General features: G+C 41.1%; 12 protein-coding genes. 5 read left to right on the forward strand and 7 right to left on the reverse strand.

The features are described 5' to 3' along the window. Position 1 precedes the first annotated feature (1 nt). Complete coding sequence (locus ACRWQL_RS00365; protein ID WP_434949774.1) at positions 2 to 295, forward strand: hypothetical protein; 294 nt, start codon at positions 2 to 4, stop codon at positions 293 to 295. 428 nt (positions 296 to 723) lie between these two features. On the opposite strand, the gene ACRWQL_RS00370 is transcribed toward ACRWQL_RS00365, so the two are convergent. Both ACRWQL_RS00370 and ACRWQL_RS00375 read right to left on the reverse strand, forming a co-directional pair. Beyond that, on the reverse strand, positions 724 to 3600 hold the full coding sequence (locus ACRWQL_RS00370; protein WP_434949776.1) for an EAL domain-containing protein: 2877 nt from the start codon (positions 3598 to 3600) through the stop codon (positions 724 to 726). Positions 3601 to 3657: 57 nt separating this feature from the next. Next, positions 3658 to 5211 (reverse strand): methyl-accepting chemotaxis protein, encoded by a 1554-nt coding sequence (locus ACRWQL_RS00375; RefSeq protein WP_434949778.1) that lies wholly within the window; start codon positions 5209 to 5211, stop codon positions 3658 to 3660. A 331-nt stretch (positions 5212 to 5542) separates the two neighbouring features. Here ACRWQL_RS00375 and istA point away from each other — a divergent pair, with 331 nt between their 5' ends. Both istA and istB read left to right on the forward strand, forming a co-directional pair. Continuing rightward, positions 5543 to 7087 carry an IS21-like element ISShfr5 family transposase gene (gene istA / locus ACRWQL_RS00380; RefSeq protein WP_432302026.1) on the forward strand — a complete coding sequence of 515 codons (1545 nt, stop codon included), beginning with the start codon at positions 5543 to 5545 and terminating at the stop codon, positions 7085 to 7087. A gap of 28 nt (positions 7088 to 7115) precedes the next feature. Further along, complete coding sequence (istB, locus tag ACRWQL_RS00385) at positions 7116 to 7880, forward strand: IS21-like element ISShfr5 family helper ATPase IstB (protein WP_432302009.1); 765 nt, start codon at positions 7116 to 7118, stop codon at positions 7878 to 7880. 139 nt (positions 7881 to 8019) lie between these two features. Here istB and ACRWQL_RS00390 read toward each other — a convergent pair whose 3' ends face one another. After that, on the reverse strand, positions 8020 to 8574 hold the full coding sequence (locus tag ACRWQL_RS00390) for a TetR/AcrR family transcriptional regulator (RefSeq protein WP_434949781.1): 555 nt from the start codon (positions 8572 to 8574) through the stop codon (positions 8020 to 8022). Positions 8575 to 9111: 537 nt separating this feature from the next. On the opposite strand from ACRWQL_RS00390, the gene ACRWQL_RS00395 reads away from it, so the two are divergent. Further along, positions 9112 to 9381 (forward strand): hypothetical protein, encoded by a 270-nt coding sequence (locus tag ACRWQL_RS00395; protein WP_434949783.1) that lies wholly within the window; start codon positions 9112 to 9114, stop codon positions 9379 to 9381. Positions 9382 to 9509: 128 nt separating this feature from the next. On the opposite strand, the gene ACRWQL_RS00400 is transcribed toward ACRWQL_RS00395, so the two are convergent. Both ACRWQL_RS00400 and ACRWQL_RS00405 read right to left on the reverse strand, forming a co-directional pair. Beyond that, the gene (locus ACRWQL_RS00400) at positions 9510 to 9851 is read right to left on the reverse strand and encodes a hypothetical protein (protein ID WP_434949785.1); all 342 of its coding nucleotides are present in this window, start codon (positions 9849 to 9851) and stop codon (positions 9510 to 9512) included. Between the two features lie 71 nt (positions 9852 to 9922). Next, positions 9923 to 10102, reverse strand: coding sequence for a hypothetical protein (locus tag ACRWQL_RS00405; protein ID WP_434949787.1), 180 nt, complete (start codon positions 10100 to 10102; stop codon positions 9923 to 9925). A gap of 192 nt (positions 10103 to 10294) precedes the next feature. Between ACRWQL_RS00405 and ACRWQL_RS00410 the strand changes: the two genes are divergently transcribed. Next, a protein-coding gene (locus ACRWQL_RS00410; RefSeq protein WP_188923338.1) for an IS3 family transposase occupies positions 10295 to 11382 on the forward strand; the annotation gives its coding sequence in 2 pieces (ribosomal slippage) (positions 10295 to 10556 and positions 10556 to 11382; 1089 coding nt in all). A 35-nt stretch (positions 11383 to 11417) separates the two neighbouring features. On the opposite strand, the gene ACRWQL_RS00415 is transcribed toward ACRWQL_RS00410, so the two are convergent. Both ACRWQL_RS00415 and ACRWQL_RS00420 read right to left on the reverse strand, forming a co-directional pair. Further along, positions 11418 to 11717, reverse strand: a complete 300-nt coding sequence (locus tag ACRWQL_RS00415; RefSeq protein WP_434949789.1) for a hypothetical protein — start codon at positions 11715 to 11717, stop codon at positions 11418 to 11420. A gap of 415 nt (positions 11718 to 12132) precedes the next feature. Further along, the gene (locus ACRWQL_RS00420) at positions 12133 to 12381 is read right to left on the reverse strand and encodes a hypothetical protein (RefSeq protein WP_434949791.1); all 249 of its coding nucleotides are present in this window, start codon (positions 12379 to 12381) and stop codon (positions 12133 to 12135) included. Positions 12382 to 12384 lie beyond the last annotated feature (3 nt).

Genomic DNA, 12384 nt, shown 5'->3' on the forward strand with positions numbered 1-12384 from the left:
CATGGAAGATAAGTATAAGGAAAGTGTGACTAATTTTTGTTTCAACAATCTGATTAGCCTCTACATGTTAGTATCAGAAAGCCCTGGCTTTGTAACAACGGAACAGCGTAATGCTTATCTGTTAAAAAGGTTAAAAGCCCAGTGCAAAATGGCAGAAAACAAGCCAATTAAAAAAGAAATTAAAACGATGATAGTTAAGGCTAAATCGCTTAACATCGAACAACAACTGCTTAAATTATCTGAGGTTATTTCTAATAACAATATACTCGCTGAGGCTGAAGAAGTTTGTGTATGACCATATTAAAGTTTGATAAAAAATTAAGGTTGTCATGAGCGGTAACAACGCAATAGTTTGATAATTTATCTGAGGACGAATGTCATTTCTTGATAATAAAGTTTGATCATTTTCAAGCTCACTTTTGGACAAAAACGTTTCAGAGCCGAATGACGGCTCTGTGCCAAAAGCGGAAATTCACTGAGATTCGATTAAATCGGCGCTTTTCACTGAAAGCGGAGATTTCAGGACATTAGATGTACCTCTCGAATACTTAGAGGCAACAGCGCATTACCAATAAAAGTTAACAATGCGAGGACTATTCATCGTACCTTTTAAGATATCACCGGTTTTTAGACTGAATCTAATTATATACGTTAATCAATGTTAACGTGCCGTCCTTAAAAAGGTGCGTTTCTATAGAATTATGCGTTAACTTGCTTTTTTAACTAGCATCCATTCCGCAACTGGTCTGCTGGCATCGGTCTGCCAAGTAAATACCCCTGAAATGACTGACAACCAGAGTTAATTAAGAATTCCAGTTGTTCCTCAGTTTCAACACCTTCAGCGACGACTTCTAACTTCAAAGTTGAAGCCAGTGATAATATTGTAGCGACTACCGCAGCATCTTCCTGAGAGTTAATCACATTCTCAACAAATGAGCGGTCAATTTTCAGCGTATCTATAGGCAGTTTAGTCAGATAGTTGAGTGATGAATAACCAGTACCAAAATCATCCAGTGAGAAGCGGATCCCCAGTGTACGCAGTTCTTTCATGGCTTTAATGGTTTCATCTACATTCACCTGTAACATACTTTCCGTTATTTCCAGCTTTAATCGGTATGGATTAGCCCCATGTTCTTTCAACGTCATTTTTACTGTTTCAACGAAGTTTGGCTGTTGCAATTGTCTTGCGCTTACGTTGACTGCGACAGTCCACGCTGAGCGGGATTCATCTAACGACCACCTAAAAAGCTGCTTACATGCAGTGTGCAATACCCAATTTCCAATATCTAAAATGAGATTGGATTGTTCAGCCAAAGGTATAAACTGTGCTGGAGATACCATACCTAATGTTTTACTGTTCCAGCGGATTAATGCCTCACTACCCACAGTGGTTTTATTCTTGTTATAAATAGGCTGATAGAACAGCATAAACTCGTGTTGGTGAGTTGCAAGGCTCAGTTCACGAAGCATTTCATTACGTTTGTTTAGTTCAGCTTGTAATTCAGGGTCGAAGAAACTGACCTGATTTTTGCCGTGAGCTTTTGACTGATACATAGCAATATCTGCTTGTTTTAAGAATTCAGAAGCGTCATGTTCGGAGCAATCGAATAATGCGACACCTATACTTGGGGTAATATTCAGGCTTTGACCATCAAGAAGATAAGGTTCAGATAACACCGCTCGAATTTGTTCTGCTTGTGCAGCCACTTTGATTGATGCGTTTGATTTAGTCTGTTCAACACCAGTCATTAAAAGAACAAATTCATCACCACCTAGCCTGGCTGCGGTCTGAGTTAATCCTGTTTGTTGTTGCAGTCGCGAACCAACCTGCTTTAACAACTCGTCACCAGCGGTATGGCCTAACGAATCATTTATATCTTTGAAGTTATCAAGGTCGATAAGCAATAATGCATTTATAGCTGGAGTAGCAGTGCTAGCATTACTAAATATCTTTTCCAGTTTTTCTTTTAATAAGCGCCTATTGGGTAAAGAGGTCAATTCGTCGTAAAACGCCAGTCGTTGCGCTTCCTGCTCGGCAAATTTACGTTCCGTGATATCAGCTCTAATCGCGATATAATGAGTTGGCTTCCCGTTTTTATCCACATACGGCACTATGGTCGTATTTACCCAATATAATGAGCCGTCTTTTGCTTTATTGCATATTTCACCATGCCATATTTTTCCTGTGGCTATAGTTTTCCACATCTCCTTAAAAAAGCTTGGAGTATGCACTTTTGAGTTAATTAACTGATGCGTATTACCAATCAGTTCATCTCTTGAGTATTGAGACATCTCACAAAATTTACTGTTTACTGAGGTAATTACGCCTTTAGCATCGGTAAAAGCAACTATGGCATGTGCATCCAATGCCTTACGGAGTTTTTCAGTTTCCTGCAATGCGGCCATTTTTACCTGTTCAGCGGTTTCCTTTTCTGTTGTATCAACAACTAAGCAAAGTAAGGTTTCAATTTTATCTTCAGTATTTTTTTCGGGCACCATAATCACTTGGCGGTGGACCAAAGTGCCATTTGGATAAGTATATTCGTAATGAAACTCAACTTTTTGGCCTGATAAGGCTTGCTCAAGGTGCGTCAGCATCAGCTCTAACAGTTCTTTGGGGAAAGAATCCCGAATGTTTCGTCCTGTTTGAGGGGTATGAAAGATGGATGACATCCTTTGCATATGTGGGTTGATATACAGGTAGTTGAACGAACTATCAAACCGCATAATACCCAAAGGAATATTGGATAAAATAGTGTTTAGTTCCACATCTTTTTTGTGGGCTTTCGCTTCAGCTAATCTTGCTAACTGATAGGGACGTTTTAGCTCAGTCCGATAAATTGCTACGTAAATAAATACAGCTGAAAGTATCTTAAATAAGTGACCAATAAGCAGGCTGTAGTCTGATGGGCTCGCATAGTGAGTGAGTGTTAAGGCACAAAGCGCCATTGCGTAACATGAGCCAGCGAAATATAAATACTGCCCACGATAACTATGCTTGTATTGCTTGAGAAAAATTAACGCCAACACTGAATTGCCAATAAAAAGGACATATTCAAAGTTTGTCTTAAACTGAGTAACTCCAGTTCCTTGTATAAAAGTGGCTGGAAAACTATCTAAGTGATAAAGCCCTACGTAGCCCATAACAGCGGCAAGTAGCATTGCAGCCGATAGCCATATTAATTTATGACCATGCAGCTTTAAGTGAAAGGAGATGGCTACCATGGCCATTAATTCTAGTGTCCTTGATGACAGCCAGAAAAAAATCGCTTTTTCGGTGGAGCTTTCTGTTATGAATACCGGCATACCTTGGTATGACAGCGAATGGATGTAATCAAGCAATGCAATCGTTGTGAAACTAAAGATAATCGTATTGGTAAAGCGACTTTTGGTTTCGTCCACCCGTTGAAACAAGATGGCGACAATTGAGACCGACACAAAAATGGAGGCAAGCTCCAATGTCAGATGAGTCAGCCATAAATGATCAGTATCTAAACGGCCAAAATGGTCGGGCCAAGCGGAGACTGATACAAGCGCAAGGCTTAAGGTTACTAACAAAAATAGTAGCAATGGTACACTGCTGAGCAGCCCTAATCTCATCGAATAACCTCTATCTCGAATACTGCGAATAAATGACTTTGTAATTTAGCCAAGCGACTAGCGTTTGAAACGCACCACCAGTTCGTGCAATTCATCCGCTGTAGTTTTTAGCAAAGTAATGGAGTCAGAAGTATGATTGGCACTGTCTGAGCTAGTCCCTGCTAAATCAGAGATATTGACCACTTGCCTGTTAATATCATCAGCCACGTGAGCCTGCTCCTCTACTGCTGCAGCCATTTGAGTCGACATGTGTGCTATTTGTTCTACTGCGTCCGAGATACCATTGAGCATCTTGCCACTCTCTAACACCTTTAACAGCCCTTCGTCTGCGGCTTGCGTACCCAAGTTTGCGGTATCTACTGCATTTTGTGCCTTAGACGTTAGCTGCTGCACAATCGAGTAAATTTCGCGGGTGGACTCTTGCGTACGTTTTGCCAAGTTACGTACCTCATCGGCGACTACCGCAAAACCTCGGCCTTGCTCACCAGCTCTTGCTGCCTCTATGGCTGCATTCAGCGCCAGTAAGTTGGTTTGGTCTGCAATTTGTTCGATGATTTGAGCCGCTTGTGCAATTAGGCTGGTTTGCTCTGATACCTCGGCCACTGATTTACTGATATCCGACACTGTATCTCTGAGCTTTTGAATGGATTGGCGCGTCACTTCGGCAACTTCATTGCCTTTGACTGCTAAATCATTAGCAATATCTGCGTGACTTGCTGTGTCAGTCACATGTTTCGAGACCTCCGCTATGGTCGTTGTCATTTCATTCATCGCAGTAGCCACCTGAAACGTTTCTGCCTGCTGCCTTTCTATCTCGCTGCAAGTTTTCAGAGTAAGTTGATAGCCTTGTTCTGATTCTTTTGCCACATTAAGCGCCGCATTTTCGATACGGGTGATTATTGTTCCTAGATGCGCTGCTTGGCTTAACATGGCAACTTTCAACATACCGAGAGCGCCATGTGAGTCTGTATAGGTTTGTGCTGCCAGTTCATGCGAAAAGCTAGTTGCCAGCATGTCATTCAGCGATTGGATCGTGCGTTGATTTTTGAGCGAAACCAACACGGCATAAATGAAAACCGAAGGTACAAGAAGCAGTTCAGATAAAGTTTGAAATCCCGCTAAAAATAGAGTCAAACACAGCAAGAGTGCGGCTATGAGTATCCAGTTTGTTCTCGATATAAAGGGAGCTTTAGCCAATGGTTTTCCAGCGTTAATCTTGGTGTAGAGCGCTTCTGCTCTGGCAACATCCTCCCGTTTAGGGCACGAGCGTACCGATTCATAACCAACAACCCTGCCTTTTTCAGTGACAGGTGTCACATAAGCATCTACCCAATAATAATCGCCATTTTTACAACGATTTTTGACCAAACCCATCCATGGCTTTCCTGCTTTGAGGTGAGTCCACATCACAGCAAAAGCTTCAGCGGGCATTTCAGGATGTCGCACAATATTATGCGGTTTACCAATCAGTTCATTTTTTTCATAACCACTCACCTCAACGAAGTCATCGTTGCATTCGATAATAGTGCCTTTGGTATCGGTTACTGCAATCAATTTGGTTGTAGCAGGAAAAGTTCTTTCGTTTCGAGTGATTGGCTGGTTATTTCGCATAGATACTCTTGTATAACACCGCTTTAAATAACCATAGTCTAATATTGATTAGGTAGGTTTTGCTAATTAAATTTGAGTATTTTTAAGCCAAAAATGAAGATTTACCAATACTGTTGCATATTCTCATGCATCGCGATCACCTAATACCCTCTAAGCCGATCACCTAATACTCTCCATCGCGATCACTCAATACCATTGATGCCGATCACTTTTCGGTCAAAATGGTATTGAGTGATCGGCTTGAACAGTATCGTTCAATTTTTGTACTTTTTGTCTAGCCAGTAGGTGTTTTTAACCGTTATTCTTTTCATTTTTGATGATGAGAATGACCATGCCAACGGCACCTATTTCAATGCGTAAACTTAAAGAAATTTTAAGACTAAAATACGGCTGTAAACTCAGTCATCGTCAGATAGCAAAAAGCTTATCTGTTTCACCCTCAATCGTGTCTAAATATGCCTGTAAATCAGCAGAGCTAGATATTACTTGCTGGCCGCTTGATGAGAAGTGGGATGATCACTCTCTGCAACAAGCGTTTTTCAAAACAAAGCCTCGATTAAAAGGCTTTACCATTCCTGACTGGTCGTTAGTTCAGCAAGAGCTTCGGCCTAAAACCATGACGTTGTTGCTGCTTTGGGAAGAATACAAAGAGCGGCACGCGGAAGGTTTTTACAGTTACACTCACTTCTGCCGTCAGTACAAGGCATGGCTTAAATGCCAAAAACCCTCGATGCGACAAAACCATAAAGCAGGTGAAAAACTGTTTGTGGATTACTGTGGCCCAACCATGAGTATTGTTGATGGAAGTACAGGCGAATGCCGTACTGCACAAGTGTTCGTCGCGGTCATGGGTGCATCTAATTATACCTATGCCGAAGCGACTTACAGCCAGAAACTCGAAGATTGGGTAATGAGTCACGCACGTTGTTTTGAGTTTCTTGGTGGTGTTCCTGAGCTGATCATTCCTGACAACCTTAAAAGTGCCGTCACCAAACCCTGCCGATATGAGCCTGACTTAAACCCAACCTACCAACAACTCGCGACGCATTACGATACCGTCATTGTGCCTGCAAGACCCTATAAACCAAAGGATAAAGCCAAGGCTGAAGTGGGTGTACAAATTGTTGAACGTTGGATCATGGCACGTCTTCGTAATGAAACCTTCTTTAGCTTGCGTCAATTAAATCTAAAGATTCAAGAATTACTCATCGATTTAAATCAGCGACAAATGAAAAAACATCCTGGCTCACGATTAAGTCAATTTGAAGCCATTGATAAACCAGCGTTAAAACCATTGCCCACGCTGCCTTACCGCTACACCTTAGTAAAACAAGTGAGCGTACATATTGATTATCATATTGAAATTGAAAAACACTATTACTCAGTGCCACATACCTTGATCAAGCAAAAGCTTGAAGCACATGCCTCAGGGAAATTGGTGACACTCTACCATCAAGGTATACGAGTCGCTGTTCACCCCAGATCATACCGAGAAGGTGCGCACACCACGCTTGAGCTGCATATGCCTATCGCTCATCAAAAGCAGCAACAATGGACACCACAGCGGTTCGAACGTTGGGCGAGTAAATTTGGCGCGTCAACTGAGCAGTTTGTTATGCAACTCATGCAAGCTAAAAAGCATCCAGAGCAAAGCTACCGTGCTTGTATGGGGTTATTAAGCCTAGGCAAGAAGTTTACAGACCAACGTCTTGAAGCCGCCTGTCATCGCGCATTAGCCACAGGTGTTACTCGCGTAAAACAAGTGAAAACCATCTTAGAAAAAGGCTTGGATAAGCAACCCTTGCCACAAGCTCAGGGTGATTTACTACAAGATATTGATCATAAAAATATCCGCGGCAATAACTATTACCATTAATAAAAAAGAACAAATCAAAGGAAATCTTATGAAAAATATCAATCAACAAGTCAATAACCAGTTAAGTAACCTAAAGCTAAGCGGTATCCGTGATGCGCTATTACAGCAATTTGAGCAACCCAATCTATACGTTGAACAAAGCTTCGAAGAGCGATTAAGTTTATTGCTTGAGTATGAAATAACGCAGCGTGACCAGCGTAAAATTGATCGCCTAACGCGACAAGCAAAGTTCAGAGTTGGTGGCACGCTTGCTCAACTCAACTATGGCGCAGCACGACAACTCGATAAAACTCAGATCCGTTCATTAGCCCAAGGTGAATGGCTTCGCCTTCACCAAAATATCTTGATCACCGGGGCAACGGGTTGCGGTAAAACGTATTTAGCTTGTGCGCTTGGTCAACACCACTGCCAACAAGGGAACAGCGTTTATTATTTTAGGCTCAAAGAGCTATTAGAAAAGATGTTCTTAGCACAAGCCGATGGCAGTTATCGCAAACTGATCAACAAGCTTAGTAGTGCCAGTTTACTGATCTTAGATGATTGGGGATTAGAGCCATTAACGGCGCAGCAACGTAGCGATTTACTGGAATTAATTGATGCAAGATACGATACAAAATCGACCTTAATAGCGAGTCAATTACCGATAGCCAATTGGTATGAAATGATCGGAGAATCGACGCATGCAGATGCCATTTTAGATCGGCTTGTTCACGGGGCAATAAAGTTGGAATTAAAAGGCGAATCGATGCGAAAAAAACTAAATACCTTGACTGAAGCCGATCACTCAAGCTAGATTTTACGAAGGTCTACTGGCGAACAAAAAAGTGATCGGCTTGAATGGTATTGACCGATCGGCATCATGGTATTAAGCAACTGTTTCACGTAGAGGTAATTTGTTGTTTTTTATGTACTTTAAAAGTGAAATCAGTGTGTCAGAAAAGCAGTTTACTAAGGAGTGACTCTAAGTAGACTGAATATTCCTCGTAATTAAAAGGCGAATTCGCGATGCCCATTATTGGAACGAGGCCGTTAATTATGCTCGTGATCGTCAACAAGGCATAAATAGTTTGAGATTGCTTTTCAGTTCCTTCGTTGCCTGAGAGCCGAAGATGCACCTCTACAGGCATTTTATAGAGATGTGCGAGGTGCATTGCTATATTCGTGTTTCCTAATGCATTGCTCCATATAAAAATCATGATTTTAACGAGTTTAGGGCTTCGAGCGTCCTCTAGCAGAAATCTCAGGAATTTTTTCGAGATCAGCTCTCCTTTGTTTTTTCCCGATTCAAAGTCGAAGTTTGAAGTAGATGTGTATCTAAGGATCAGTCGTTCAACGACTGACTCCACCAAGTCCTCACGTCTTGGATAGTAATAAGTGACATTACCCTGTGATATCCCCAATGCTTTGGCGACCTTAGCCACCGAGAAATGCAAAGGGTCTCCGGTCTCAATCAGATTTATCGCAGCGTCAATAATACGCTCTTTCATTTAGAAGCAGTCCATCAGCAGATAAAACATTTTCAGTTGACAAGTTTAGCATTCTAGACTTTTTAGTTCATTTTTTTACTGATCTCAGTCAATACGTCTCGTATTCATTAATGTGGTCTGAATGGCTCGGTAAAGTGAGAGGACTAAAAAGTGAAGATACCCCACCAAGACAAAAATATGGTCACAGAGGCTTCGGCTATAAAGTGTGCGCCGGATTTAAGAAAGTAATAGCATAGACATGGATTTCGAAGAAGCGCCTCTTATCTTTGTATTTCTAGGTTCCTGCTAAATCGAACGTCTGTAATTAAGGCAAAGCAGAGATTCGTTTTTCACGAGCGGCCTGATCTGAATAGCTGCTTTTCGCTCAAAGCCGACCTATAGAGTAATTACGTTAACACGTTTTGGGGCAGAAATGTGTTAGTCCTTAACCGGCTTCCTCACCAAAATCGCCAAAAAATATCAAACTATATTATAAATGATCAAACACTATTAAGAATTATCAAACTTTAATATAAACGCACAGTTTGGGTTGATTTCTTGGTCAGACTACAAGAACATGGCTTTACGTTAAAAGTAGCCTCTGAAGACGAACCCGCAATTAGTGGTACTATTTACGTCATCAAAGACGAGGTGTTTAATAACATCCAAAGAACTGGCAAAGCAGGGCCACTTGGCCTTTACATTTACCTTGATACTCCAGATGAGGTAACTAGAGCCATTGATTTAATTAATCGTGATTATGTATTTGTTATTTCAGAACAATCTATTTTTGATAATCACGCAAAACTGCTTATGAATTTCACGTGATTGTGTTTGTAGTGAGGGAACCTTGATTTTTTGCCCAAGCTCAAGAATAACGCCAGTACCAAATCTGTCTTCATTGTTACCTATGGGTATTAGAAACGCACATTGTTGTCCTAGTTTCATACTCATTCCTAACGCTTGTTAGCTTGATAATGCTTAAAAGATTCTTCAGATATGCAGTTAGTAACAAGTCCCTGAGCAATTTGTTCGTGTTCAAATTGCATCATGGCCTGATTCTTTAGCCTTCGAGCCCACCATTTTGACTCAGATAGCATCTTTTCAGCTATAGACCTCATTTTATCGGCATTGTCAGATTTAGCGGTCAGTGAGCACTGAGGGGCGTCTATTCCTTGTTTAACACAATAATCTAGAGCACCTTTTAGATCTCCATCAATAATAAACTTTTCACAGACAACACTATGAGTAATGGCTTTCTTTGTCGCTAATTTTATTCTCAATTCGATTTCTGACATACATATCCCAACTTTAGAGTCGCTATCAAAGATTTTTTTTCAATCCGGCTAATGCTCCGAATTTGGACTTATCATTTATTAAATAACTTTACTGCTAAAAAGTTAAGTAAATAAGCCATGCCCGTAGAAAATACAGCCTGTACTATCACATCGATAAAATTGAACTGGCTTACAAATAAGATATACAATATCGCCATTATGAAAGCCGTACCAAACACCCAAATTCCGTCTTTAATCTGTAATTTATACATGCTATTTGTTTCCTATAAACAGATTAAGTTACTAAGCTTCTACCAATTTAGCCTTGGCCGCTGCCATGCTAAAGTCTAAAAAGAAATAGTGAGACTTACTTTCAGTAACAATAAACTGAGAGGTAATCCCCCTAAAAAAAGCTGATTTCAAAAGTAGAATTTTCTCGTACTATATACGCAGGGAGATTCTGCATGAAAACATCAAAATTTAGCGACAGCCAAATCTTGGCTATCCTCAAGCAAGCCGAAGCTGGCACCCCAGTTCCGGGGCTGTGCCGTGAGCACGGCATGAGCTCGGCTACCTTCTACAAGTGGCGGGCCAAATTTGGCGGCATGGACGCCTCTATGATGGCGCGATTGAAAGAGTTAGAGGCTGAAAATTCACGACTCAAAAAAATGTATGCCGAAGAGCGTCTAAAAGCCGAAATACTCAAAGAGGCCATCGAAAAAAAGTGGTAAAGCCGTCGCGGCGGCGGGAGCTGGCGCAAAAGGCGGTGCATGATAAAGCCATTCCAATCGCATTTGCCTGTGCCTTGTTTGGACTCAGTGAGAGCTGTTATCGCTATCAGGCAAAACTCAGCGGTGAAAACGCTGTGATTGCTGATTGGTTACAGCGACTAACATCGACCCATAGAAGTTGGGGATTTGGGCTGTGTTATTACTTTTTACGTAACGTGAAACGCTACCGATGGAACCATAAGCGAGTGTATAGAATTTACCGTGAATTGGAGCTAAACCTACGGATTAAGCCGAAGAAACGCTTGAAGCGTGATAAACCGGACGCATTGGCGGTGCCTGAGGCAATCAATGAATGTTGGTCTATGGACTTTATGCATGACCAACTTGAAGATGGTCGCAGCATTAGGTTATTGAACGTGATTGATGATTACAACCGTGAAGGCTTGGCGATAGAGGTCGACTTCTCCTTACCAGCAGAGCGTGTGGTCAGAACCTTGGAGCAAATCATCGAATGGCGTGGAAAACCGAAACAAATACGCAGTGATAACGGTCCAGAGTACATCAGTGCGGTGCTGGCTGCATGGGCTGAAAAACACGATGTAGAACTGAAATTTATTCAGCCTGGCAATCCACAGCAGAATGCTTATGTAGAACGCTATAATCGGACTGTGCGATACGAATGGCTGAGCCAATATCTTTGGAATAGTATTGCCGAGGTACAGGAACATGCGACACAATGGCTATGGTTTTATAACAATGAAAGACCCAATACAGCAATTGGTGGTGTCCCACCAAAGCAAAAACTGGCACTAGTGGCCTAAATCTCTACTTTTGATCTCAGTTAAAAATGGGGAGATTACCGAGATAAATATCTCTCATTGCCGTTTGATATGTAGACTGATAGAAACTCACCCAACATTGGTACAGTTGTTTGATTAGCTATTTCAATTCGCAAATCTAAAGGCTCGTTTGTTTTACTTTCAACGAATGAGTGGGTAGCTGCAAAACGTGATTGACAAGCCATGCAACGTACAGCTTCCTCTAGCGTAGTTTCTTTGCCACAGTTATACGGGTTTAACTTATGAACGGAAAACCTAATTGCTTGCTCACCTTCTGCGTGTAGCTTTCTTTGTACTTCCCATAAAGGCACAGTCATTAGCTGTCTCCTATACGTGGCAATCGCCACTTTGCGCGATCATTCTAGCTCTATTTAAGCCGCATATTTCGTTGTTTAATTTTGCAGCCTTATCAAACCAATCTTGCGAAATAGAGTGATTAATCTCAGCCTCTTTTGAAGCTATTTCCTTATCTAACAAGGTTAATAAAAGTGCTAAGTTCAAAGTTTGCATTATGTGTATGTTTTCTACCCAAAGTTATAAAAAATTGCGTAGCCAGCTATAGCGAGATACGTGACAACATTAATAACGATAAACTTCTTTTTCAATGCATTACTGGACTTATCCACGGCATAACTTGAACGAGAAACAATAGCTCTAACAATGTATGAAAGCACCACAATACATAATATAGGCAGTACAAAATCCATCATGCTGTTTCCCACCATCAAAATATTACGACTCTTCGTGATTGTATAGATTAGTAACATTGTCAGGAATTGGTACAGAAGTTTGATCCTCTTTTTCTGCAAGTCCAAATAATGCATAAATGAAAATCACTGTTGATATCCCTAACGAACTCCAAAATAACATGTTGTAAATAAACTCCCCCAAAAGGTTATCGAGTCCAGATGAAACGATTAAAAACATCGCAATAGCTGGCAGAGAATAAGTTATCCTGGCGAAAAACACTTGGGTATTCATAAG

Origin of the sequence: Shewanella sp. HL-SH4, from assembly GCF_051164845.1 — a bacterium.
GTDB classification, from domain to species: Bacteria; Pseudomonadota; Gammaproteobacteria; order Enterobacterales; family Shewanellaceae; genus Shewanella; species Shewanella glacialimarina.

Coding starts and splice junctions, on each gene's coding strand:
- ACRWQL_RS00405 (WP_434949787.1), bottom strand. CDS start 10,102: ATGTATAAATTACAGATTAAAGACGGAATTTGGGTGTTTGGTACGGCT.
- ACRWQL_RS00390 (WP_434949781.1), bottom strand. CDS start 8,574: ATGAAAGAGCGTATTATTGACGCTGCGATAAATCTGATTGAGACCGGA.
- ACRWQL_RS00370 (WP_434949776.1), bottom strand. CDS start 3,600: ATGAGATTAGGGCTGCTCAGCAGTGTACCATTGCTACTATTTTTGTTA.
- ACRWQL_RS00400 (WP_434949785.1), bottom strand. CDS start 9,851: ATGTCAGAAATCGAATTGAGAATAAAATTAGCGACAAAGAAAGCCATT.
- istA (WP_432302026.1), top strand. CDS start 5,543: ATGCCAACGGCACCTATTTCAATGCGTAAACTTAAAGAAATTTTAAGA.
- ACRWQL_RS00375 (WP_434949778.1), bottom strand. CDS start 5,211: ATGCGAAATAACCAGCCAATCACTCGAAACGAAAGAACTTTTCCTGCT.
- istB (WP_432302009.1), top strand. CDS start 7,116: ATGAAAAATATCAATCAACAAGTCAATAACCAGTTAAGTAACCTAAAG.
- ACRWQL_RS00415 (WP_434949789.1), bottom strand. CDS start 11,717: ATGACTGTGCCTTTATGGGAAGTACAAAGAAAGCTACACGCAGAAGGT.
- ACRWQL_RS00365 (WP_434949774.1), top strand. CDS start 2: ATGGAAGATAAGTATAAGGAAAGTGTGACTAATTTTTGTTTCAACAAT.
- ACRWQL_RS00420 (WP_434949791.1), bottom strand. CDS start 12,381: ATGAATACCCAAGTGTTTTTCGCCAGGATAACTTATTCTCTGCCAGCT.